Raw genomic sequence first — 24,413 nt, forward strand, 5'->3', positions numbered from 1 at the left:
ATAGGCTGCTTTTTATTTACAGGCTCAGGTTCATGCCCGAATACGTCAATTGGCTTCGCCACGCATCTCCCTATATCAACGCCCACCGCGACTGCACCTTCGTGGTCATGCTGCCCGGCGACGGCGTTGAACACCCCAACTTCGGCAATATCGTCCACGACCTGGTGCTGCTCCACAGCCTGGGGGTGCGCCTGGTGCTGGTGCACGGCTCGCGCCCACAGATCGAAGCCCGCCTGGCGGCCCGTGGCCTGACGCCCCATTACCATCACGGCCTTAGGATCACCGACGCGGCAACCCTGGAGTGCGTGATCGATGCCGTGGGCCAGTTGCGCATCGCTATCGAGGCGCGCCTGTCCATGGACATGGCCTCTTCGCCGATGCAGGGCTCGCGGTTGCGGGTGGCCAGCGGCAACCTGGTGACTGCCCGTCCGATCGGCGTGCTGGAAGGCGTCGACTATCACCACACCGGCGAAGTGCGCCGGGTCGATCGCAAAGGCATCAATCGCCTGCTGGACGAGCGTTCCATCGTCCTGCTCTCGCCCCTGGGGTATTCCCCCACCGGGGAAACCTTCAACCTGGCCTGCGAAGATGTGGCCACCCGCGCCGCCATCGACCTGGGGGCCGACAAACTACTGCTGTTCGGCGCCGACCCGGGCCTGCTGGATGAAAACGGCAAGCTGGTGCGCGAGTTGCGTCCGCAGCAGGTGCCGGCGCATTTGCAACGCCTGGGGGGCAACTATCAGGCCGAGCTGCTGGATGCCGCCGCCGAGGCGTGCCGCGGCGGGGTTGGACGCAGCCATATCGTCAGCTATGCCGAGGACGGCGCCTTGCTGACCGAACTCTTCACCCGCGACGGCGGCGGCACCCTGGTGGCCCAGGAACAGTTCGAGCGGGTGCGCGAGGCGGCGATCGAGGATGTGGGCGGCTTGCTGGAGCTGATCAGCCCGCTGGAAGAGCAGGGCATCCTGGTGCGGCGTTCCCGCGAGGTGCTGGAGCGCGAGATCGAGCAGTTCAGTGTGGTGGAGCGCGAGGGCATGATCATCGCCTGCGCCGCCCTGTACCAGATTGCCGATTCCGATGCCGGTGAGCTGGCGTGCCTGGCGGTGAACCCCGAGTACCGCCATGGCAAGCGTGGCGACGAGCTGCTCGAAAGGATTGAGACCCGCGCTCGGGCCCAGGGCCTGAAGACGCTGTTCGTCCTCACCACTCGTACCGCTCACTGGTTCCGCGAGCGGGGTTTCGTGCCCAGCAGTGTCGAGCGCCTGCCATCGGCCCGGGCCTCGCTGTACAACTACCAGCGCAATTCGAAGATCTTCGAAAAAGCCCTCTGAACCCGCCTCTTTGCACAACTGGCCGCTACGGTCCGATCAATTGATCGAATCGTCGCGGACAGTTGCACATGTCAGAAAAATTTCATTTCGATACAAAAACTGTAACAAATTGACGGGAGGATAGGCTCTTAGCCATGATTGCGTCGCTTTTTTGATCCCGGATGACGTTTTGTGCTTGTGCACGCAGGGGATCTTGGGGGCTTAGTCAGGGGAAAATTTTCAGAAATAAGCTTGCGAGCGTCTACGCTGCGATTCGCCGTTTGGTAATAGCGAGCTTTATTCCTGAAAGGTATGAAAAAGAATTAAACAATTCTTTTTGGGTTTATGAGTAATTCATTACCCTGCATGGACCAAATCACTGCGATTAGACCATGGTCGTAGACACAGGTCGTTACGATTGACTTATCAGTCACGGTCTGGCGCTAATCGCGCATCTGTGGCACCCGGGCGTTCGATCCGGGGCCAGGAACCACAAGAATTAGAAACGAGAGGAGCGAAACATGAACAAGTCCACCTTGGCCCTGGCTGTGGCCGTAGGGGTTTTGGCGCAGCAGGCAGGCGCCGCCGGTTTTGTCGAAGACAGCAAAGCTACCTTGGGGCTGCGTAACTTCTACATCAATACCGACAACCGCGACGGCGATACCAAAGCCGCGAAGGCCCAGAGCAAGCAGGAAGAGTGGGGCCAAGGCTTCATCTTCAACTTCACCTCTGGCTACACCGAAGGCACCGTAGGTTTTGGCCTGGACGCAATCGGCCTGCTGGGCGTGCGCCTGGATTCCGGCGGCGGCACCAACGGCGCGACCACCACGTCTTCCGGTGGCACCATCTTCCCGACTCACTCCTCCAGCGGTAAAAACGCTCAAGCGGTGAACGATTATTCCAGCCTGGGCCTGACCGGCAAGGTCAAGGTTTCCCAGACCGAGCTGAAAATCGGCACCCTGATGCCTAACAACCCGGTGATCAAGTACAACGACGGTCGTCTGCTGCCACAAACCTTCCAGGGTGGCCAGATCACTTCGAACGAGATCAAGGACCTGACCCTGACTGCAGGTCAAATCGAGCACGCCAAAGGCCGTAACTCGAGCAACAACGAAGGTCTGTCCATTGCTGGCGCCAACGCCGGCTCCAACTATGATGCTGGCAAGTTCAGCAACAAGTTCTACTACGGTGGTGCTGACTACAAGATCACCAAGGATCTGACCGCTTCGTACTACTACGGCGAGCTGAAAGACTTCTACTCGCAGAACTTCCTGGGCCTGGTGCACAACTGGTCCATCGGTCCTGGCGTACTGAAAAGTGACCTGCGCTACTACCGTAGCCGTGACAACGGCTCCAACGGCGACACCGCGGCCTACTACACCACCGGCTACTACCCGGACAAAGGCCTGTCGGCGATCACCAAAGGCAAGGTTGACAACAACCTGTACAGCTACCTCGCCCTGTACTCGGTTGAAGGCCACACCTTCGGTGGCGGCTACCAGTACAGCAACGGTGACAGCGATTTCCCTTGGTTGAACCAGGGTGACGGCTCGTCCAACAGCACCATCACCGACATGCAGATCCAGAAGTTCGCCCGCGCGGGCGAGCGTACCTGGCAGGCTCGCTACGCCTATGACTTCGCCAAGGTTGGCGTGCCAGGCCTGACGGCCGGCATCATCTACCTGCGTGGCAACAACATCGACACAGCCGGTAAGGTTGGCGCCGCACAGAAAACCACTCTGGGCACTGGTGGCACCGAGTGGGAACGCGACCTGACCCTGTCCTACGTGGTTCCGCAAGGCCCACTGAAGAACCTGGGTCTGACCTGGAAAAACGCCATGTGGCGTAACGACATTCCGGGCCAGCGCGACCAGGACGAAAACCGCCTGATCGTCAGCTACTCGATCCCGCTGAAGTAATTGCGGTTGAAGCCTCGCCCGGCGCAATGCCGGGCGAGGTGTTGTTTCAAGTCAGGCCCACCCCCGTGAGCCCTTCCTGAATCCCCCTCTTTTTACAGCGACTCAAGGCCTTCTCGAACCTTGTTGAGAAGGGTGGTCTTCGCCTGCGTGCGAGTCCAGTGAAGAGATTTTTAATATTCAATTCAGTTATTAACAAATCGATATATATTCTTTTTAAATAGTCTCCCGTGCAGGCAGAGTAGCTTCATCACACACTCACAGGAGCAGCACCCATGAGCCTCAGACTGGGCGACATCGCCCCCGACTTCGAACAGGATTCCAGTGCCGGCAAGATTCGTTTCCACGAGTGGCTGGGCGATAGCTGGGGCGTGCTGTTTTCTCATCCGGCGGATTTCACGCCGGTATGCACCACCGAGTTGGGCTTTACCGCCAAGCTCAAGGACGAATTCGCTCAACGCGGGGTGAAGGCCATTGCCCTCTCGGTGGACCCGGTGGACTCCCATCACAAGTGGATCGAAGACATCAACGAGACCCAGAACACCCGGGTCAACTTCCCGATCCTGGCGGATGCCGATCGCAAGGTCTCGGACCTCTATGACCTGATCCACCCCAATGCCAACGACACCCTGACCGTACGCTCGCTGTTCGTCATCGACCCGAACAAGAAGATTCGCCTGACCATCACCTACCCGGCCAGTACCGGGCGCAACTTCCATGAAATCCTGCGGGTAATCGATTCGCTGCAACTCACCGACAACTACAAGGTGGCCACCCCGGCCAACTGGCAGGACGGTGACGAAGTGGTGATCGTGCCTTCGCTCAAGGACGAGGAAGAGATCAAGCGTCGCTTTCCCAAGGGCTATCGCGCAGTGAAGCCCTATCTGCGCCTGACGCCGCAGCCCAATCGCTGACCCACTCACCGCTGTAGGAGCCGGCTTGCCGGCGAAGGCGGCGGTGAGGCCGGTGCAAGTTTCGCGGACCCTTTCGCGGGCAAGCCCGCTCCTACGCAGAATGCAGGAGTCACAGAACCACAAAGCAGGGGTTTTAAGGCCGTTTCGACGGCCTATTTTTTTGCCTGGAAATCATCATTTCTTATATTCATTTAAAGAATAAACAAATGAAAAAATAAGATTTATGGATATATAAATAGGCTGTTAAGGTCTGTGCAGTCCGGCGAGATCGCATCCCGCGAATCGCTTATCTTGTTCAAGGAATCCTCCGAATGCTGGTGGTCTCTCTCGGTGGCAGTCCCAGCCAACGCTCCCGTTCCGGGGTGCTGCTGGAGTTGGCCAAGCGCTGGTTACAGCAGCAAGGCGTGGAAGTGGTCAGCTACCAGGTACGGGACTTCCCGGCCGAGGATCTGCTCCACGCGCGCTTCGACAGCCCCAAGGTCATCGACCTGTTGCAACAGATCGAACAGGCCGACGGCCTGCTGATTGCGACGCCGGTGTACAAAGCGTCGTTTTCCGGGGCCCTGAAAACCCTGCTCGATCTGCTGCCCGAGCGGGCCCTGAGTCACAAGGTGGTATTGCCCATGGCGACCGGCGGCAGCATTGCCCACATGCTGGCGGTGGATTACGCATTGAAGCCGGTGCTTTCGGCCCTCAAGGCCCAGGAGATGCTCCAGGGCATCTTTGCCGAGGACAGCCAGATCGCCTACGGCGAGGGCAGCGCCCAACCGCAATTGGCCGAAGCCCTGGAGCAACGCTTGAAAGAAGCGCTCGAGCAGTTCCACAGCGCCATGGCCCGTCGCCCCAAACCGCTGGACCCGCATCTGCTCAATGAACGCCTGTTGAGTGCTCGTTGGAGCATTTGAGCCTCATCCCCGATTGAAATACTCGCCTTACTCGCCCGCCAACGGGCAAGCAGGTGCAGCCACAACCCCACAGCAAAAAGGAGAGCGCCATGCGCCCTGTCATTTTGCGTCGCGGTCTGGTCGCTCTGTTTGCTGCGGCTGTGTCCTTCGGCGCCATTGTTCAAGCTCAGGCCGAGACCTTGCGGATCGGTTATCAGAAGTACGGCACCCTGGTGCTGCTCAAGGCCAAGGGTTCCCTGGAGAAGCGCCTGGCGCAGCAGGGCGTCGAGGTGCAGTGGACTGAATTTCCCGGAGGCCCACAGTTGCTGGAGGGCCTCAATGTCGGGTCCATCGACTTCGGCGTGACCGGCGAGACCCCGCCAGTCTTTGCCCAGGCCGCCGGTGCCGACCTGCTGTATGTGGCCTACGAGCCGCCGGCCCCCCACAGCGAAGCGATCCTAGTGCCCAAGGGCTCGCCGATCCAGTCGGTGCAGGACCTCAAGGGCAAGAAGGTGGTGCTGAACAAGGGCTCCAACGTCCATTACCTGCTGGTCCGCGCTCTGGAAGACGCCGGCCTGAAATACAGTGATATCCAGACCGTGTTCCTGCCGCCGGCTGATGCCCGCGCCGCATTCGAGCGGGGCAGCGTCGATGCCTGGGCCATCTGGGACCCCTACCAGGCAGCCGCCGAGCAGCAGCTACAGGCTCGCACCCTGCGTGACGGCTCGGGCATCGTCGACAACCACCAGTTCTACCTGGCCACCAAACCCTACGCGCAACAGCATCCCGAGGTGATTACCGCCCTGGTGGAAGAAGTGCGGGCGGTGGGCGAGTGGTCCAAGGGCAACCCGCAGGAGGTCACCCAACAGGTGGCCCCGCTTTTGGGCCTGCCGGCCGACATCACCCTCACTTCGGTTAAGCGCCAGGGCTATGGCGCGGGCTTCCTGACCCCGGAAGTGATCGCCGCGCAGCAGAAAATCGCCGACAGCTTCTACCAGCTCAAGCTGATTCCCAAGCCGCTGAGCATCAAAGACGTGATCTGGACGCCCACCGCCGCCGTGGCCAAGGCGCCGTAATTCGACCCCTTAGGAGACAACTCCATGAGCCTCAATATCTTCTGGTTCCTGCCTACCCACGGCGACGGCCATTACCTTGGCACCGCCGAAGGCGCTCGCGCCGTCGATCATGCTTACCTGCAGCAGATCGCCCAGGCTGCCGACCGCCTGGGGTTCGGCGGCGTGCTGATCCCCACCGGACGCTCCTGCGAGGACTCCTGGCTGGTGGCGGCGTCGCTGATCCCGGTGACCCAACGTCTGAAGTTCCTCGTGGCCCTGCGCCCGGGGATCATCTCCCCGACGGTAGCGGCGCGCCAGGCAGCGACCCTGGACCGGTTGTCCGGCGGCCGGGCGCTGTTCAACCTGGTGACCGGGGGGGATCCGGACGAGCTGGCCGGCGATGGCCTGTTCCTCGACCACGAGGAGCGCTACCAGGCCTCGGTGGAGTTCACCCGTATCTGGCGTCGCGTACTGGAAGGTGAAACCGTGGACTACGACGGCCAGCACATCAGCGTGAAGGGCGCCAAGCTGCTCTATCCGCCGCTGCAGCAACCCCGTCCGCCGCTGTACTTTGGCGGCTCTTCGGAAGCGGCCCAGGACCTGGCTGCCGAGCAGGTGGAGATGGTCCTGACCTGGGGCGAGCCGCCGGCCGCGGTGGCCGAGAAGATCCAGCAGGTGCGGGACAAGGCCGCCAAGCTCGGGCGTACCGTACGCTTCGGCATCCGCCTGCACGTGATTGTGCGGGAAACCAACGCCGAGGCCTGGCAGGCCGCCGAGCGGCTGATTTCCCATCTGGACGACGACACCATCGCCCGGGCCCAGGCGTCCCTGGCGCGCTTCGATTCCGTAGGCCAGCAGCGCATGGCCGCCTTGCATGGCGGCCGCCGCGACCAGTTGGAAGTCAGCCCCAACCTCTGGGCCGGGGTCGGCCTGGTGCGCGGTGGTGCCGGTACGGCCCTGGTGGGCGACGGCCCGACCGTGGCGGCCCGCATGCAGGAGTATGCGGACCTGGGTATCGACACCTTCATCTTCTCCGGTTATCCGCACCTGGAAGAGGCCTACCGGGTGGCCGAACTGCTGTTCCCGCACCTGGACATCGAACGTCCCAAGCTGCCTGAGGCGGCGGGTTACGTCAGCCCGTTCGGGGAGATGGTCGCCAACGACATCATTCCCAAAGCCGTGTCCCAGAGCTGAGGTGCGGCCATGAACGGACAACGCATAGTGCAGCGTCTGGCGCCCTGGGGCCTGCCGCTGCTGTTGTTGGCGGTGTGGCAACTGTCGGTGTCGGCGGGCTGGCTGTCGACCCGCATCCTGCCGGCCCCCAGCGCGGTGATCGAGGCCGGGGTCGGCCTGGTACGCAGTGGCGATATCTGGACCCACCTGGCCATCAGCGGCTGGCGCGCCGGCCTGGGTTTTGTCATCGGTGGCGGCATCGGCCTGGCGCTGGGCTTTATTACCGGCCTGTCGAAATGGGGCGAGCGGCTGCTGGACAGCTCGGTACAGATGATCCGCAATGTGCCGCACCTGGCGCTGATTCCCCTGGTGATCCTGTGGTTCGGCATCGATGAGTCGGCGAAGATTTTCCTGGTGGCCCTGGGCACGCTGTTCCCGATCTACCTCAACACCTACCACGGCATCCGCAACGTCGACCCGGCACTGGTGGAGATGGCGCGCAGCTACGGCCTGTCCGGCTTCGCCCTGTTCCGCCAGGTGATCCTGCCCGGCGCCCTGCCTTCGATCCTGGTGGGGGTGCGCTTTGCCCTGGGCTTCATGTGGCTGACCCTGATCGTCGCCGAAACCATTTCCGCCAGCTCCGGCATCGGTTACCTGGCAATGAACGCCCGGGAGTTCCTGCAGACCGACGTGGTGGTGCTGGCGATTGTTCTGTACGCGGTGCTCGGCAAGCTGGCGGACCTGGCCGCGCGTGGCCTGGAGCGGGTCTGGCTGCGCTGGCATCCGGCCTACCAGGTCGCCAAAGGCGGTGCCCAATGACGGCTCAACAACCTCCGCGGCTGCTGCAGGGCATTCCCCTGGCGGTACGCGAACTGCAAAAGACCTTCGGCTCGCGGCAGGTGCTGCGGGAAATCGACCTGCACATTCCCGCCGGCCAGTTCGTGGCGGTGGTGGGGCGCAGCGGCTGCGGCAAAAGTACCTTGCTGCGCCTGCTGGCCGGTCTCGACCAGCCCAGCGCCGGCGAACTGCTGGCCGGTTCCGCGCCCTTGAGCGCTGCCATTGAAGACACCCGGCTGATGTTCCAGGAGGCGCGCCTGCTGCCCTGGAAAAAGGTCATCGATAACGTCGGGCTCGGGCTCAAGGGCAACTGGCGCCCCCAAGCCCTGCAAGCTCTGGAAGCCGTGGGCCTGGCGGACCGCGCCCAGGAATGGCCGGCGGCCCTGTCCGGTGGGCAGAAGCAGCGCGTGGCCCTGGCCCGTGCCCTGATCCACCAACCGCGGCTGTTGCTGCTGGACGAGCCGCTGGGGGCGCTGGATGCCCTGACGCGGATCGAGATGCAGCAGTTGATCGAACGCTTGTGGCAGCAGCATGGCTTCACCGTGCTGCTGGTCACCCACGATGTCAGCGAAGCGGTGGCGATCGCCGATCGGGTGATCCTGATCGAAGACGGCGAGGTCGGTCTCGACCTGCACGTCGAGCTGCCACGCCCGCGGGTACGGGGTTCCCATCGCCTGGCGGCGCTGGAAACCGAAGTCCTCAACCGCGTGCTGTCATTGCCCGGCTCGCCGCCGGAACCGGAACCCGTTTCACCCTTGCCCACGCAACTGCGCTGGGCACTTTAAAAACAGCCGCTCATTTCGACCCCAGGAGAAACACCATGACCATCAAGGCCATCAACGTACGCAACCAGTTCAAGGGCACCATCAAGGAAATCGTCGAAGGCGACGTGCTGTCGGAAATCGACGTGCAGACCGCTTCCGGCATTGTCACTTCGGTGATCACCACCCGCTCGGTGAAAGAGCTGGAGCTGTCGATTGGCAGCGAAGTGATCGCCTTTGTGAAGTCCACCGAGGTCTCGATCGCCAAGTTGTGAACGGCGCCCGATCACGGCCCCGAACGGTGCGAGCCCTTCGGGGCTTTTTCATGGGCGCTGTAAATACCGGTCAGATTTGATACTTTCCCTGCTTTCGGCAAGACCTGAACAGTAAACATGACAACAGAGCAGGGTCCAAATGTGGGGTATCTGGAGTTCGATCGCGACCATTGGGCCGCTCTGCGGGCCGGTGAGCCGATGAGTCTTGCGCCATCCGAGATGGAGACGCTGACCAGTCCGACCCAGCCCATGGCGTCCGAAGAAGTGCGGCAGATCCTCCTGCCGCTGTCGCGCCTGCTGCATTTGCATGCGGCGCAGGTGCAATCGCTGAAGGTGCCGCAGACCGGTTTCAAGGCCCCCTACGTAATCGGTGTTTCCGGCAGTGTGGCGGTGGGCAAGAGCAGCTTCGCCCGGGTCCTGGCGGCGCTGCTGGCCTATTGGCCGGGTAAGCCCAATGTGCACCTGGTGACCACGGATTCGTTTCTGTTCCCGCTGGCCACCCTGCAGGAAAAAAACATTTTGCACCGCAAGGGTTTTCCCGAGTCCTATGACGAGCCGCTATTCGTGGATTTTCTCCAGGCGGTGTGCCGCCGGGGCGAAGCGGCGCGGATTCCCATCTATTCCCATGTGCGCTACGACATCCTGGCCGATGAGGCGCAGTCGGTGGAGGCGCCGGACATCATCATCCTGGAAGGCTTGAATGTGTTGCAGGGGGAGCAGGGCCAGGGCCTGAATGCCCTGGATTTCATCGACTTCTCGATCTATGTCGATGCCCCCGAAGCGACTATCAAGACCTGGTACCTGGAGCGGTTCGTCTACCTGAAGAACACTGCCTTCCAGTCGGGGGATTCCTATTTCAACAAGTACAAGGGCCTGTCCGATTCCGAGGCGCTGTCAGTGGCCTCCGATACCTGGGACCGGGTCAACCTGAAGAACCTGGTTGAAAATATCCTGCCGACTCGGGAGCGGGCCAACCTGATCATCCACAAGTCTGCTGACCACAGCATCGACCGGTTGCTGCTTCGCCAGGCCTGAGCCGGCGTTCAAAGCGGGGTGGGGCGCTTGGCCAGGTAGGGCGGCAGGTACAGGCCCAGGTAGGCATCGAAGACGCGCATGCCTTCCTCGGCCATGCGCGGCGTGATCTGCCCGTGCTGCTGCACGGAGCGGGCATACACCCGATCTCCCAGTTCCATGGCCAGGGCGAACACGTCCACATCGACGGGCAGCGTCGGCAACTCGAAATGATGATCGAACAGCTTGTGCATCAGGTCCCCCAGCTCGATGTCGTGCTGGCGGTCGGCCTGGGTGACTTCGGTCAGGCCGTGCTGGGCGAGGATCAGTTGGCGGGCCGCCGCGTCCTCGCCGTAGATGTCGAGCATGCGTTGCTCCACCAGGCGTGACAGGTCGCGCCAGCTGCTGAGCCGCTCATGGTCGATAGGTTCCAGCAGGCAGGCGCGGAACGCCGCGTGGACATCGGCGGTAAGGGCTTCCAGCAGGGCCGGGACGCTGGCGAAGAAGTGATAGACCGAGGATGGCGGGATCTGCGCCTTGTCGGCCACGCTGTAGATCGACAGGCTGGCCACGCCCTCGGCCGCCAGCAGGGTCCGTGCGGCGTCGAGTATCGAGTCGATCCGGGCCTGGCTGCGTGCACGGGGTTTGCGAAGCGGGGCGGTGCGCGTCATCAGTCTCTCCTACAGGGCAGCGGGCATTGTACGCGAGTGGGTCGTTGTCCCTGTAGCCGCAGCCTGGGCGCATCCGAATCACGGGCATAAAAAAACGCCGCCGGGATGAACCCTGCGGCGTTCTTTTATGCAGCTGGCGCTTACACGGTGTGCAGGTACCAGTTGTATTCCAGGTCGGAGATGGAGTGTTCGAACTCCTCCAGCTCACTTTCCTTACAAGCGACGAAGATATCGATGTATTTCGGGTCGATGTACTTGGCCATGACTTCGCTGTCGTCCAACTCACGCAGGGCATCACGCAGGTTGTTCGGCAGGCTCTGCTCGTTCTGCTCGTAGGAGTTGCCTTCGGTAGGCGCCCCCGGCTCGATCTTGTTGGTCAGGCCGTGGTGCACGCCCGCCAGGACCGAAGCCATCAGCAGATAGGGGTTGGCGTCGGCGCCGGCGACCCGGTGTTCGATGCGCACTGCATCGGCCGAGCCGGTGGGGACGCGAATGGCCACTGTACGGTTGTCCAGGCCCCAGCTCGGCGAGTTCGGCACATAGAACTGCGCGCCGAAACGGCGGTAGGAGTTGACGTTCGGGCAGAGGAAGGCCATCTGCGCCGGTAGGGTCTCGAGCACACCGCCGATCGCGTGACGCAGTGCGGCGTTCTGCTCGGGATCCTCGCTGGCGAAGATGTTCTTGCCATCTTTGTCCAGAACCGAAATGTGAACGTGCAGACCATTGCCCGCCTGGCCCGGGTAAGGCTTGGCCATGAAGGTGGTGTCCATCTCATGGTCGTAGGCGATGTTCTTGATCAGGCGCTTGAGCAGAACCGCGTAGTCGCAGGCCTTGATCGGGGCGGCCACGTGGTGCAGGTTGACTTCGAATTGTGCCGGGGCACTTTCCTTGACGATGGCGTCGGCCGGGATGCCTTGTTCCTTGGCACCTTCCAGGATGTCCTGGAGGCAGTCGACGTATTCGTCGAGGTCGTCGATCAGGTAGACCTGGGTGGAATGCGGGCGCTTGCCGGAGATCGGCGAGCGTGGCGGCTGTGGCCGGCCGTTCACGTTCTCCTGGTCGATCAGGTAGAACTCCAGCTCGAAAGCGGCGCAGATGGTCAGGCCCAGTTCGTCGAACTTGGTCACCACCTGGCGCAGGACTTCCCGTGGATCGGCAAAGAAGGGGTCGCCTTCGAGTTCGTGCATGGTCATCAGCAGTTGCGCGGTAGGGCGCTTTTGCCAGGGCTCGTTGCACAGGGTATCGGGGATTGGATAGCAGATCCGGTCGGCGTCGCCGATGTCCAGGCCCAGGCCGGTGCTTTCCACCGTAGAGCCATTGATATCCAGGGCAAACAGGGAGGCCGGCAGGTTGATGCCTTTCTCGTAAACCTTGTGGAGGCTGGTGCGTTCGATGCGCTTGCCGCGCACCACACCATTCATATCCGCAATCAGAAGGTCAACGTACAGAACCTCAGGATGTTCCTTAAGGAACGCGTTCGCTTCGTTGAGCTGAACGGCACGCGGGGGTACCGACATGATGCAACACCTTTGTTGTTAAAAATATCAATCATTGATCTTTTCTGGTTTCAGTCAACCCGAACGGCATGCCGAAGTCAAGTAAGGCTCTTTACGCCCTAATAAAGGGCTGCCAAGGCTCTTTTGGGGCAAAACAGGGCATTTTTTGGGGCTCAGCCGCCGTGGGTACCGCAGGCTTGAGCGGGCCGTGTTGTATTTTTTACGGGGGTGTTGTGTAAAAAAATGAACAAGGCTAAGCTCGAATCAAACCCATAACAGCAATAATACCGGGGTGTTTCATGTCTCGCCTGCCGTTAATCGGCATCACCGCCTGCTCCAGGCAGATCGGTTTGCATGCTTATCACATCAGTGGCGACGAGTATGTCCACGCAGTAGCCAGCGCAGCCCAGGGCGTGCCGGTGATTATCCCGTCCATGGCGCAACTGCTTTCCCCGTCCGATATTCTGGACGGTCTGGACGGCATTCTCTTTACCGGCTCTCCCTCCAATATCGAACCTTTCCATTATCAGGGTCCTGCCAGTGCGCCGGGCACTGCTCATGATTCTGCACGGGATGCCGCGACCCTGCCGCTGCTGAGCGCCGCCGTCGCGAGTGGCGTTCCAGTGCTGGGCATCTGCCGCGGCTTCCAGGAAATGAACGTGGCCCTGGGCGGCGGCCTCCACCAGAACGTGCATGAAGTGCAGCCGTTCATGGACCACCGTCATGATGAAAAGGCCGGCCAGCCCCTGGATGCCTGGTATGCACCGGCCCATGACGTGCACGTCCAGGCCGGCGGTATCCTGGCGGGCCTGGGCTTGCCGCAGACGATCCAGGTCAACTCGATTCATGCTCAAGGCGTCGAACGTCTGGCCCCGGGGCTGCGGGTCGAGGCGCGGGCTCCCGACGGGCTGGTGGAGGCGGTCTCGGTAGAAGCCAGCCAGGCTTTTGCACTAGGGGTGCAATGGCACCCCGAATGGCAGGTAAGCTGCAACCCTCACTACCTGGCCATCTTCCAGGCTTTTGGTGATGCCTGCCGCAAGCGGGCAAGACAACGCGACGCCGAAGCGTCACACAAGGCCTGACTTAATAGAGAGTCAGGAAACTCAGCCTAGAGGCATTTATGAGTAACAACCTCGACCAGCTCACCGATTGGTTGAAAGACCACAAGATCACAGAAGTCGAATGCATGATCGGCGATTTGACCGGGATCACCCGGGGCAAGATCTCGCCGACCAACAAGTTCATTGCCGAAAAAGGCATGCGCCTGCCCGAGAGCGTGCTGCTGCAGACCGTGACCGGCGACTATGTCGAAGACGACATCTATTACGAACTGCTGGACCCGGCCGACATCGACATGGTCTGCCGCCCGGACCAGAACGCGGTGTACCTGGTGCCCTGGGCCATCGAGCCCACGGCCCAGGTGATCCATGACACCTACGACAAGCAGGGCAACCCCATCGAGCTGTCGCCGCGCAACGTCCTGAAGAAGGTCCTGAAACTCTACGCCGACCACGGCTGGCAGCCCATCGTGGCGCCGGAGATGGAGTTCTACCTGACCAAGCGCAGCGACGACCCGGACTACCCGCTGCAGCCGCCGATCGGCCGCTCCGGTCGCCCGGAAACCGGGCGCCAGTCGTTCTCCATTGAAGCGGCGAACGAATTCGACCCGCTGTTCGAGGACGTCTACGACTGGTGCGAACTGCAGGAGCTGGACCTGGACACGCTGATCCACGAGGACGGCACGGCGCAGATGGAGATCAACTTCCGTCACGGCGATGCCCTGTCCCTGGCCGACCAGATCCTGGTGTTCAAGCGCACCATGCGCGAAGCCGCGCTCAAGCACGACGTGGCCGCCACCTTCATGGCCAAGCCCATGACCGGCGAGCCCGGCAGCGCCATGCACCTGCACCAGAGCATCATCGACATCAACACCGGCAAGAACGTCTTCTCCAATGAAGACGGGACCATGAGCCAGCTGTTCCTCAACCACATCGGTGGTTTGCAGAAGTTCATTCCCGAGCTGCTGCCGCTGTTCGCCCCCAACGTCAACTCGTTCCGTCGTTTCCTGCCCGATACCTCGGCGCCGGTGAACGTCGAGTGGGGCGAAGAGAACCGCACCGTGGGCCTGCGGGTGCCGGATGCCGGGCCACAGAACCGTCGCGTGGAAAACCGCCTGCCGGGCGCCGACGCCAACCCGTACCTGGCCATCGCCGCCAGCCTGCTGTGTGGCTACATCGGCATGGTCGAAGGCCACAACCCGAGCGCGCCCGTGGTGGGCCGTGGCTATGAGCGCCGCAACCTGCGCCTGCCCCTGACCATCGAGGACGCGCTGGAGCGTATGGAAAACAGCAAGACCATCGAGAAGTACCTGGGCCAGAAGTTCATCACCGGCTATGTCGCGGTGAAGCGGGCCGAGCATGAAAACTTCAAGCGCGTGATCAGTTCGTGGGAGCGGGAGTTCCTGTTGTTCGCCGTCTGATCCGCCGGGCGCCACTGCCCGCCAGTGGCGCCTTCACTGACACTAAGGAGAGATTGATGACTCATAAAAACCCGCAAACCCGCGAGTGGCAAACCCTCAGCAGTGATCACCACCTGGCACCGTTCAGTGACTTCAAGCAACTGAAGGAAAAGGGCCCGCGGATCATCACCCATGCCAAGGGTGTGTACCTCTGGGACAGTGAAGGCAATCAGATTCTCGACGGCATGGCCGGCCTGTGGTGCGTAGCCATTGGCTATGGCCGTGACGAACTGGCGGAAGCCGCCAGCAAGCAAATGCGCGAACTGCCCTATTACAACCTGTTCTTCCAGACTGCCCACCCACCGGTGCTGGAGCTGTCCAAGGCGATCGCCGATATCGCGCCAGAAGGCATGAACCACGTGTTCTTCACCGGTTCCGGCTCCGAAGGCAACGACACCATGCTGCGCATGGTCCGCCACTACTGGGCGATCAAGGGCCAGCCGAACAAGAAAACCATCATCAGCCGGGTCAATGGCTACCACGGTTCCACGGTGGCCGGTGCCAGCCTCGGCGGCATGACCTACATGCACGAGCAGGGCGACTTGCCGATCCCGGGTATCGTCCACATCCCGCAGCCTTACTGGTTCGCCGAAGGCGGCGACATGAGCCCCGAAGAGTTCGGTATCTGGGCCGCCAACCAGCTCGAAGAGAAGATCCTCGAACTGGGCGTGGACAATGTCGGGGCCTTTATCGCCGAACCGATCCAGGGCGCTGGTGGCGTGATCGTGCCGCCGGACAGCTACTGGCCGCGGATCAAGGAAATCCTTGCCAAGTACGACATCCTGTTCGTTGCCGATGAAGTGATCTGTGGCTTCGGGCGCACCGGTGAGTGGTTCGGTAGCGATTTCTACGACCTCAAGCCGGACATGATGACCATCGCCAAGGGCCTGACCTCCGGCTACATCCCCATGGGTGGGCTGATCGTGCGCGACGAAGTGGTGGCGGTGCTCAACGAGGGCGGCGACTTCAACCACGGTTTCACCTATTCCGGGCACCCGGTGGCCGCTGCCGTGGCCCTGGAAAACATCCGCATCATGCGCGAAGAGAAAATTATCCAGCGCGCCCATGAAAAAGCGGCACCGTATTTGCAGAAACGTCTGCGCGAGCTGAGCGACCACCCGCTGGTGGGCGAGGTTCGCGGGGTAGGGCTGCTGGGGGCCATCGAACTGGTCAAGGACAAGGCCACTCGGGCGCGTTACGAAGGCCGAGGCGTGGGCATGATCTGCCGGCAGTTCTGCTTCGACAACGGCCTGATCATGCGCGCAGTGGGTGACACCATGATCATCGCGCCGCCCCTGGTGATCAGCGAGGCGGAGATTGACGAGCTGGTGGCCAAGGCGCGCAAGTGTCTGGACCTGACCTTGAGTGTGCTCGAGGGCTGAGTGCTAGGCTTTGAGCGCGGTGCTTGCGGGCACTGCGTTCAAAGCAGATGTAAAAGCCTGGTCTTTTCTTGAAAGCCGGCCTTGGATCTTGCCAGACTACCCGCCGTTTTGGTTGCCCGGATATTGGCCGCTGAGCGAGTGGTTAAAAAGAATAATTGGAGCATTACGCATGAAGGCATTAGGTATGAAGTTAGCTGGCAAGACCCTCCTCGCCATGTCCCTGATGGGCGTGATGGCGGCGGCGGCACAAGCGGACGATAAAGTGCTGCACGTTTACAACTGGTCCGATTACATCGCGCCGGACACCATCAAGAAGTTTGAAGCCGAGTCGGGCATCAAGGTTGTCTACGACGTGTTCGACAGCAACGAAACCCTGGAAGCCAAGTTGCTCGCCGGCAAGTCCGGTTATGACGTTGTGGTGCCTTCCAACAACTTCCTGGCCAAGCAGATCAAGGCCGGTGTCTACCAGGAACTGGACCGCTCCAAGTTGCCGAACTGGAAGAACCTCAACGAGTCGCTGCTCAAGGCGGTTTCGGTGAGCGACCCGGGCAACAAGCATGCCTTCCCTTACATGTGGGGCTCGATCGGTATCGGCTTCAACGCCGAGAAGGTCAAGGCCGCGCTGGGTGCCGATGCACCGACCAACTCCTGGGACCTGCTGTTCAAGCCTGAGAACGCTGAGAAGCTGAAGGCCTGCGGCGTCAGCTTCCTCGATTCGCCAACCGAGATGATTCCGGTGGCGCTGCACTACCTGGGCTACCCGACCGACAGCCAGGACAAGAAGCAACTGGCTGAAGCCGAAGCGCTGTTCCTCAAGATCCGTCCTTCGATCGCCTACTTCCACTCCTCCAAGTACATCTCCGACCTGGCCAACGGCAACATCTGCGTCGCCGTGGGTTACTCGGGCGACATCTACCAGGCCAAGGCCCGTGCCGCCGAAGCCGGTGACAAGGTCAAGGTCAGCTACAACATCCCCAAAGAGGGTGCTGGCAGCTTCTATGACATGGTGGCCATCCCCAAAGACGCGGAAAACGTCGAAGGCGCCTACAAGTTCATGACCTTCCTGCAAAAGCCTGAAGTCATGGCCGAAATCACCAACGCCGTGCGTTTCCCCAACGGTAACGCGGCTGCAACCCCATTGGTCGATAAAGACATCACCAGCGACCCGGGCGTCTACCCGCCAGCTGAGGTGCAGGCCAAGCTGTACGCGATCGCCGACCTGCCGGCCGCGACCCAGCGCATCCTGACCCGCAGCTGGACCAAGATCAAATCCGGCAAATAAGCCGATTTGCAGCACTCCCTGTTGCCGTCGTCGTGGAGAGGGCGGCAACAGGAAACAATTAAATGACAGAAAGTTTTGCTGGATTGGTTTATCGAGGGTAAGTTGCGCGCCGGTTTTGTTGCTGGGCAGCTTGGAGGCTGTCAGGTAGCGCGGGGCAACTTGGGCCCAACTATTTAAGAGGACCTCCACTTGCCTATTTCTTTATTTCGCAAAGCCATGCTGGCCGCTGCCGGCCTGACGCTGATGGCTGGCGTCCAGGCTGCACCGACCGTGCATATTTATAACTGGTCCGATTACATCGGTCAGAACACCCTGGCCGAGTTTGAAAAGGCCACCGGTATCAAGCCGGTGTATGACGTATTCGATTCCAATGAAACCCTGGAAGGCAAGTTGCTGGCCGGCCGTACCGGTTATGACGTGGTCGTGCCGTCCAACCACTTCCTGGGCAAGCAGATCAAGGCCGGGGCTTTCCAGAAGCTCGACAAGAGCCTGCTGACCCACTATTCGAACCTTGATCCGGTCCTGCTCAAGCGTCTGGAAATGAACGATCCGGGCAACCAGTACGCGGTGCCGTACCTGTGGGGTACCAACGGCATCGGCTACAACGTCGACAAGGTCAAGGCCGCCCTGGGCGTGGACAAGATCGATTCCTGGAGCGTGCTGTTCGAGCCGGAGAACATCAAGAAGCTCAACAGCTGCGGCGTGGCCTTCCTCGACTCCGCCGACGAGATGATGCCCACGGTCCTCAACTACTTGGGCCTGAACGCCAACAGCACCAACCCCCAGGACTACAAGAAGGCCGAGGCCAAGCTGCTGGCGGTACGCCCCTACGTAACCTACTTCCACTCGTCCAAGTACATCTCGGACCTGGCCAACGGCAATATCTGCGTGGCCATCGGGTTTTCCGGCGATGTGTTCCAGGCCAAGGCCCGGGCCGCTGATGCCGGCAAGGGTGTGAACATCGCCTATGCGATTCCGAAGGAGGGCGGTGCCCTGTGGTTCGACATGCTGGCGATCCCCAAGGATTCGACCAACGTCAAGCAGGCCCACGCCTTCATCAACTATTTGCTGCAACCTGAAGTGATCGCTCAGGTCAGCGACTATGTCGGTTATGCCAACCCCAACCCCGGGTCGGACAAGCTGATGGAGCAGTCCATCCGCACCGACGAAGCGGTCTACCCACCGCAGCAAGTGCTCGACAAGACCTACGTGTCCACCGAGTTGCCACCCAATATCCAACGCTTGATGACCCGCAGCTGGACCAAGGTCAAGACGGGTAAATAGTTCCACAGGCTCAAACTATCCAAGGTCCGCCCGCATGGGGCGGGCTGCAAATTTTGTTGGGAGTTTCGCAAATGGCAGTTGCCTCCGGCGCCTATAAGAAAGCCCTCGAGGGCGACCAGACACCTAAGCAGGTGCTGGTCAAAATCGACCGGGTCACGAAGAAGTTCGACGAGACGGTTGCCGTGGACGATGTGTCCCTGGAAATCAAGAAGGGCGAGATCTTCGCCCTGCTCGGCGGTTCGGGTTCAGGCAAGTCCACCTTGCTGCGGATGCTGGCCGGTTTCGAACGGCCAACGGAGGGGCGAATCTTCCTCGATGGTGTAGACATCACGGACATGCCGCCCTACGAGCGGCCGATCAACATGATGTTCCAGTCCTACGCCTTGTTCCCCCACATGACCGTGGCCCAGAACATCGCCTTCGGCCTCAAGCAGGACAAGATCCCTGCCGCCGAGATCGACGCCCGGGTGGCTGAGATGCTCAAGCTGGTGCAGATGAGCCAGTACGCCAAGCGCAAGCCGCACCAGCTCTCCGGCGGCCAGCGCCAGCGCGTGGCCCTGGCCCGTTCCCTGGCCAAGCGCCCCAAGCTGCTCTTGCTGGACGAGCCCATGGGCGCCCTGGACAAGAAGCTGCGCTCGCAGATGCAGCTGGAGCTGGTGGAGATCATCGAGCGCGTGGGCGTGACTTGCGTAATGGTGACCCACGACCAGGAAGAGGCCATGACCATGGCCGAACGCATCGCCATCATGCACCTGGGCTGGATCGCCCAGATCGGCAGCCCGATCGACATCTACGAGACCCCGGTCAGCCGCCTGGTCTGCGAATTCATCGGCAACGTCAACATCTTCGAGGGTGAAGTGGTGGACGATGCCGAGGGTCACGCCCTGATCACCTGCAAGGACCTGGACCGCAGCATCTATGTCGGCCACGGCATCAGCACTTCGGTGCAGGACAAATCGGTGACCTACGCGATCCGCCCGGAAAAGCTCCTGGTGACCGCCGAGATGCCGACCTGCGAGTACAACTGGTCCAGCGGCAAGGTCCACGACATTGCCTACCTGGGCGGCCACTCGGTGTTCTACGTCGAGCTGCCGAGCGGCAAGCTGGTGCAATCCTTCGTCGCCAACGCCGAGCGCCGTGGTGCGCGGCCGACCTGGGGTGACCAGGTCTACGTCTGGTGGGAAGACGACAGCGGCGTGGTACTGCGCTCATGAACATGCGAAAGCTCAAGCGCCGACTCAATCGAATAATTCCCGGTGGCCGTCAGTTGGTCATCGGGGTTCCGTTCATCTGGCTGTTCCTGTTCTTCATGCTGCCGTTCTTCATCGTCCTGAAGATCAGCTTCGCCGAAGCGGACGTGGCCATTCCGCCGTACACCGAGATCTACAGCTACGTCGACCAGAAGCTGCAGTTGCTGCTGAACCTGGGCAACTACGCGATGCTCGGCGACGACGAGCTCTATATCGCTGCCTACCTCGGCTCGCTGAAGATGGCGTTCTTCAGCACCATCCTCTGCCTGCTGATCGGCTACCCGATGGCCTACGCCATCGCCAGTGCCCGCAAGGAATTGCAGACGGTGCTGGTGCTGCTGATCATGATGCCGACCTGGACCGCGATCCTGATCCGCGTCTACGCCTGGATGGGCATCCTCAGCAACAACGGCCTGCTCAACGGCTTCCTGCTGTCGATGGGCTGGATCAACGAACCGCTGCAGATCCTCAACACCAACATCGCGGTGTACATCGGTGTGGTCTATTCCTACCTGCCGTTCATGATCCTGCCGCTATACGCCAACCTGGTGAAACACGACACCAGCCTGCTGGAGGCCGCGGCCGACCTGGGTTCGAGCACCTTCAACAGCTTCTGGAAAATCACCGTGCCGCTGTCCAAGAACGGCATCATCGCCGGCTGCATGCTGGTGTTCATCCCGGTGGTGGGCGAGTTCGTGATTCCGGAACTGCTGGGCGGCCCGGAAACCCTGATGATCGGCAAGGTGCTGTGGCAAGAGTTCTTCAACAACCGTGACTGGCCGGTGGCATCCGCCCTGGCGGTGGTGATGCTGGCGATCCTGATTGTGCCGATCATCCTGTTCAACCGCAGTCAGGCCAAGGAAATGGAGGGCAAGGAATGAAGCGTTTCAGTTTCTCCAGCCTGATGCTGGTGCTCGGCCTGTTGTTCATCTACATGCCGATGCTGATCCTGGTGATCTACTCGTTCAACGCCTCCAAGCTGGTGACGGTGTGGGGGGGCTGGTCGATCAAGTGGTACATCGGCCTGCTGGATAACCAGCAGTTGATGGGCTCGGTGATGCGTTCCCTGGAAATCGCCTGCTACACCGCTGTAGCGGCGGTGGCCCTGGGCACCCTGGCGGCGTTCGTGCTGACCCGGATCACCCGCTTCAAGGGCCGTACCCTGTTCGGTGGCCTGGTCACCGCGCCGCTGGTGATGCCGGAAGTGATTACCGGTCTGTCCTTGCTGCTGCTGTTCGTGGCCATGGCCCAGGCGGTCGGCTGGCCTCAGGAACGCGGCATCGTCACCATCTGGATCGCCCACACCACGTTCTGCGCCGCCTATGTGGCCGTGGTGGTGTCGGCCCGCCTGCGTGAGCTGGACCTGTCCATCGAAGAGGCGGCCATGGACCTGGGCGCGCGGCCGTGGAAGGTGTTCTTCCTGATCACCATCCCGATGATTGCGCCTTCGCTGGCGGCCGGCGGCATGATGTCCTTCGCCCTGTCCCTGGATGACCTGGTACTGGCCAGCTTCGTCTCCGGCCCGGGCTCCACCACCTTGCCGATGGAAGTGTTCTCGGCGGTGCGCCTGGGGGTCAAGCCGGAGATCAACGCCGTGGCCAGCCTGATTCTGCTGGCGGTGTCTTTGGTGACCTTCCTGGTCTGGTTCTTCAGCCGGCGTGCCGAAGAAGCCCGCAAGCGGGCGATCCAGCAGGCCATCGAGGAAAGCGCTGCCGACTCCTGGAAACAGCCAGACGTACGTCGGGCCCAGGTGCCGGAAACCGCCTGACTTGCAGTTGTGCCATAAAAAAACCTCGCCCCGGTTTCCGGGAGCGAGGTTTTTTATTGGCCCTTGCAGGCTAAGGCGTCCTTGAGAGGGAGCCGGGCTCGCGGGGCTTTTCGCTGGCCAGCCAGCGCCTGCATCCGCCGCTGGTCAAGGCGCCGGGACCCGGGGGCGTGCCGGCAGCAGCTTCAGGGTGCTGCGGGTATTGGCGGTGACTTCCTCGTCGCTGAAGTGCGCCTGCTGGTAGACCCCTTCGATATAGGCTTCGGCCTGATCGTCGTAGTGCTTGTCGAACAGCACGCCACTCTGGCCCACCGGGTTGATGGTCAGGCTGTGGGCCGGGTCGGCGAAGTCGATGATGCGTCGGGTCGAGGGCCCGTAGACCACCGACCAGGGCGCCGGGCCGATCTTGGCGGTGAGGTTGTTCGGCACTTCGTGGCTGCCGGGGGCGTCCAGGGGGCCGACGTTGAACAGCCGGTCCAGGGGCTTCTGCATGCCCAGCGGGTGGCCGTGGGTCAGCGTGTGGGCCTGGCCCCAGCGCCATTGCGCCGGGTTGGCGCCCAGGGTCAGGCGCAGGTGGTCGATACTGGCGCGCCAGGCCAGCTTGACCGTGTCGGCGCGGCTTTCGCGCTGGGGCGTGGTGCGGTTGTCCCACCAGGGCGAGTCGGGGTCCGCCGCCAGCCGGGGCAGGGCGGCGTCCACCACCCGGGCCTGGATCAGGGCGTCGAAATAGGCATCGCCGAGTTTTTCATGGAAAGTGGCATCGGCCAGGTTGAACAGGAACTGGTTGAACAGCGTTGCGCTGGTGGATTCCAGCGGATAGTCGCCCTGCCATTTCGCCAGTTGCTCCACCAGCTTCAGTTCCTCGGGGTCGCTGACCACTTCACGCAACACCGGCAACAGCGGCGCCAGCAGGCGCGGCCCGTAGGCGGTGGTGGTGCCCAGCTGCAGTTTCTGGGTGTTCTCCAGGTCCCATTTCTGGCTCTTGTCGCTGAGCTGCCGATCCAGTTGCTGGCCACGGTCGGCCAGGTTGTAGTAGCCGGGGATCTCCATGCCGGTGGGGGATACCGGCTGGAAGTTGGCCGAGACGATATAGCCCCGGGCCGGGTTCTCTTCCTGGGGGTTGGCGCTGAAGGGGTAGAAGCCTTCCTTGTCCGCCAGGCTGGTGCTGCCATCGAGGATGAAGGCTGGCTTGGCCCCCGCCGGGCGCTTGGGCAGGAGCGCCGCCGCCCACCAGCCGATGTCGCCCTTGGCGTTGGCCCAGACGATGTTCAGGCCCGGTGCATGGACCTTGGCGGCCGCAGCGCGGACCTTGGCCAGGGTGTCTGCGCGGTTGAGCTGGTAGAAGCCGTCGAGGATCGGGTTCGGGGTTTCCAGGAAACCCCACCACATGGCGATCGGCGCCTTGCCCACGGTGGTGCCGAGCATGTCGTTGATGATCGGGCCGTGGGGCGACTGGCGCAGGGTCAGGGTCACCGGGGCCTGGCCCTTGACGGCGATCTGCTGCTCGCTGGTGATCAGGTCCACCCACTTGTCGTGGAACCAGACCTGATTGGGGTTCTCCGGGTTGACCTTTTCGGCGATCAGGTCGAGGTCATCGTTCTGGAACATGGTCAGGCTCCAGCCGAAGTCCAGGTTGTGGCCGAGAAAGGCGAAGGGCACCAGGGCCTGGTGATGACCGTAGAGTTCAAAGCCCGGGGCCGAGAGCTGGGCCTCGTACCACACCGACGGCAGCGAGTAGCGGATATGCGGGTCGCCGGCCAGCAGCGCGCGGCCGCTCTTGGTCCGCGAGCCGGAAACCACCCAGGCATTGCTGCCCTCGAATTGCGGCAGCCCGGCTTCTTCCAGGGCTTGCTGGCTCAGGCGGGCGATCCGGCCCAGGCCCTGCCAGTCGACGGCGGCCAGTGGCATTGAAGGTTGGGTCTTGCCCTTGGCCAGCACGCCCTTGGGCTGCCAGTCGAGGTCGAACACCTTCAGGTAGTCATTGCCCAGCTCGTCGCGGATGTAGGTCAGCAGCGGCTCGGTGCGAAAGGCCATGGCAAAGCTGTAGGCCATGAAACCGGCGACGCTGACGGTGTCTTCTGCGGTGAAAGGCCGCTTGTGGATGCCCAGGACGTCGAACTCGATGGGGCTGGCGTGGCTGTCCTGATACTGGTTGATGCCGTCCAGATAGGCTTCCAGGGCCTTCCAGGCGGGTGACTGATGATCGAGCCCGGCGATATAGCTGTCGGCCCGTTCGCGAATCCGCAGGCTGCGGAACAGTTTGTCGGTGTCCACCAGCTTGGGCCCCAGGACCTCTGCCAGCTCGCCCCGGGACAGGCGCCGCAGCACTTCCATCTGGAACAGCCGGTCCTGGGCGTGCACGTAGCCCAGGGCGCGGTACAGGTCGGCTTCGTTTTCGGCGCGAATGTGCGGCACCCCGCGTTCGTCGTAGCGCACGGTGACCGAGCCTTGCAGGCCGTTGAGCTCGACCTGGCCCTGGCGCGTCGGCTGCTTGCTGTACAGGTAGCCGGCAAGCCCTGCCAGCAGGGCGAGGATCAGTACGGCGACGACGGTCAGGCTGCGTTTCATGCGGGCTCCTTGCTGTTGTTGTATTCAATGCCGCCTTGGGAGAGCTGCAGAGATTTAGCAC

General features: G+C 61.9%; 21 protein-coding genes. 18 read left to right on the forward strand and 3 right to left on the reverse strand.

Translation table 11 applies throughout. The features are described 5' to 3' along the window. Positions 1-32 precede the first annotated feature (32 nt). The 10 genes from argA to coaA all read left to right on the forward strand — a co-directional run bounded on the left by argA (position 33) and on the right by coaA (position 10,160). The gene (gene argA / locus KCG88_RS18365) at positions 33-1,331 is read left to right on the forward strand and encodes an amino-acid N-acetyltransferase (RefSeq protein ID WP_011064114.1); all 1,299 of its coding nucleotides are present in this window, start codon (positions 33-35) and stop codon (positions 1,329-1,331) included. 500 nt (positions 1,332-1,831) lie between these two features. Then, complete coding sequence (locus KCG88_RS18370) at positions 1,832-3,229, forward strand: OprD family porin (RefSeq protein WP_210712850.1); 1,398 nt, start codon at positions 1,832-1,834, stop codon at positions 3,227-3,229. A 272-nt stretch (positions 3,230-3,501) separates the two neighbouring features. Next, a complete protein-coding gene (locus tag KCG88_RS18375) occupies positions 3,502-4,140 on the forward strand; it encodes a peroxiredoxin (protein ID WP_011064112.1) in 639 nt (212 codons plus the stop codon). Positions 4,141-4,451: 311 nt separating this feature from the next. Further along, the gene (gene ssuE, locus KCG88_RS18380; RefSeq protein WP_011064111.1) at positions 4,452-5,045 is read left to right on the forward strand and encodes an NADPH-dependent FMN reductase; all 594 of its coding nucleotides are present in this window, start codon (positions 4,452-4,454) and stop codon (positions 5,043-5,045) included. Between the two features lie 89 nt (positions 5,046-5,134). Continuing rightward, a complete protein-coding gene (locus KCG88_RS18385; protein ID WP_011064110.1) occupies positions 5,135-6,100 on the forward strand; it encodes a sulfonate ABC transporter substrate-binding protein in 966 nt (321 codons plus the stop codon). Between the two features lie 24 nt (positions 6,101-6,124). Beyond that, on the forward strand, positions 6,125-7,273 hold the full coding sequence (gene ssuD / locus KCG88_RS18390) for an FMNH2-dependent alkanesulfonate monooxygenase (RefSeq protein WP_015637415.1): 1,149 nt from the start codon (positions 6,125-6,127) through the stop codon (positions 7,271-7,273). Between the two features lie 9 nt (positions 7,274-7,282). Continuing rightward, the gene (gene ssuC, locus KCG88_RS18395) at positions 7,283-8,071 is read left to right on the forward strand and encodes an aliphatic sulfonate ABC transporter permease SsuC (RefSeq protein WP_210712851.1); all 789 of its coding nucleotides are present in this window, start codon (positions 7,283-7,285) and stop codon (positions 8,069-8,071) included. After that, positions 8,068-8,874 carry an aliphatic sulfonates ABC transporter ATP-binding protein gene (ssuB, locus tag KCG88_RS18400; RefSeq protein WP_210712852.1) on the forward strand — a complete coding sequence of 269 codons (807 nt, stop codon included), beginning with the start codon at positions 8,068-8,070 and terminating at the stop codon, positions 8,872-8,874. Before ssuC ends, ssuB begins: the two co-directional genes overlap by 4 nt. A 35-nt stretch (positions 8,875-8,909) precedes the next feature. Beyond that, positions 8,910-9,125, forward strand: a complete 216-nt coding sequence (locus tag KCG88_RS18405) for a TOBE domain-containing protein (protein WP_011064106.1) — start codon at positions 8,910-8,912, stop codon at positions 9,123-9,125. Between the two features lie 117 nt (positions 9,126-9,242). Continuing rightward, positions 9,243-10,160 carry a type I pantothenate kinase gene (coaA, locus tag KCG88_RS18410; protein ID WP_047289837.1) on the forward strand — a complete coding sequence of 306 codons (918 nt, stop codon included), beginning with the start codon at positions 9,243-9,245 and terminating at the stop codon, positions 10,158-10,160. An 8-nt stretch (positions 10,161-10,168) separates the two neighbouring features. Here the strand turns inward: coaA and KCG88_RS18415 are convergent, their stop codons facing one another. Together KCG88_RS18415 and KCG88_RS18420 are read right to left on the reverse strand one after the other, a co-directional pair. After that, a complete protein-coding gene (locus tag KCG88_RS18415) occupies positions 10,169-10,807 on the reverse strand; it encodes a TetR/AcrR family transcriptional regulator (protein WP_047338084.1) in 639 nt (212 codons plus the stop codon). Between the two features lie 140 nt (positions 10,808-10,947). Then, positions 10,948-12,324, reverse strand: a complete 1,377-nt coding sequence (locus KCG88_RS18420) for a glutamine synthetase family protein (protein WP_210712853.1) — start codon at positions 12,322-12,324, stop codon at positions 10,948-10,950. A gap of 278 nt (positions 12,325-12,602) precedes the next feature. On the opposite strand from KCG88_RS18420, the gene KCG88_RS18425 reads away from it, so the two are divergent. The 8 genes from KCG88_RS18425 to KCG88_RS18460 all read left to right on the forward strand — a co-directional run bounded on the left by KCG88_RS18425 (position 12,603) and on the right by KCG88_RS18460 (position 21,787). After that, positions 12,603-13,385 (forward strand): gamma-glutamyl-gamma-aminobutyrate hydrolase family protein, encoded by a 783-nt coding sequence (locus tag KCG88_RS18425; protein WP_047289834.1) that lies wholly within the window; start codon positions 12,603-12,605, stop codon positions 13,383-13,385. A gap of 38 nt (positions 13,386-13,423) precedes the next feature. Then, positions 13,424-14,782, forward strand: coding sequence for a glutamine synthetase family protein (locus KCG88_RS18430; protein ID WP_011064101.1), 1,359 nt, complete (start codon positions 13,424-13,426; stop codon positions 14,780-14,782). Positions 14,783-14,838: 56 nt separating this feature from the next. Beyond that, complete coding sequence (locus tag KCG88_RS18435; RefSeq protein ID WP_011064100.1) at positions 14,839-16,203, forward strand: aspartate aminotransferase family protein; 1,365 nt, start codon at positions 14,839-14,841, stop codon at positions 16,201-16,203. A gap of 184 nt (positions 16,204-16,387) precedes the next feature. Then, positions 16,388-17,485, forward strand: a complete 1,098-nt coding sequence (locus tag KCG88_RS18440) for a polyamine ABC transporter substrate-binding protein (protein WP_026020018.1) — start codon at positions 16,388-16,390, stop codon at positions 17,483-17,485. Between the two features lie 189 nt (positions 17,486-17,674). Beyond that, positions 17,675-18,769, forward strand: a complete 1,095-nt coding sequence (locus tag KCG88_RS18445) for a polyamine ABC transporter substrate-binding protein (protein WP_047289831.1) — start codon at positions 17,675-17,677, stop codon at positions 18,767-18,769. A gap of 71 nt (positions 18,770-18,840) precedes the next feature. Continuing rightward, a complete protein-coding gene (potA, locus tag KCG88_RS18450) occupies positions 18,841-19,983 on the forward strand; it encodes a polyamine ABC transporter ATP-binding protein (protein WP_041120308.1) in 1,143 nt (380 codons plus the stop codon). Between the two features lie 35 nt (positions 19,984-20,018). Beyond that, positions 20,019-20,900, forward strand: a complete 882-nt coding sequence (locus KCG88_RS18455; RefSeq protein ID WP_199522029.1) for an ABC transporter permease subunit — start codon at positions 20,019-20,021, stop codon at positions 20,898-20,900. Continuing rightward, the gene (locus KCG88_RS18460) at positions 20,897-21,787 is read left to right on the forward strand and encodes an ABC transporter permease subunit (protein WP_047289828.1); all 891 of its coding nucleotides are present in this window, start codon (positions 20,897-20,899) and stop codon (positions 21,785-21,787) included. The genes KCG88_RS18455 and KCG88_RS18460 overlap by 4 nt, the downstream gene beginning before the upstream one ends. Before the next feature lie 144 nt (positions 21,788-21,931). Here the strand turns inward: KCG88_RS18460 and KCG88_RS18465 are convergent, their stop codons facing one another. Continuing rightward, entirely contained in the window at positions 21,932-24,352 is a 2,421-nt protein-coding gene (locus KCG88_RS18465; RefSeq protein ID WP_047289827.1) for a penicillin acylase family protein, read from the reverse strand. Positions 24,353-24,413 lie beyond the last annotated feature (61 nt).

The sequence above is a fragment of the Pseudomonas sp. MWU349 genome, from assembly GCF_017947325.1.
Taxonomy (GTDB): Bacteria; Pseudomonadota; Gammaproteobacteria; order Pseudomonadales; family Pseudomonadaceae; genus Aquipseudomonas; species Aquipseudomonas protegens.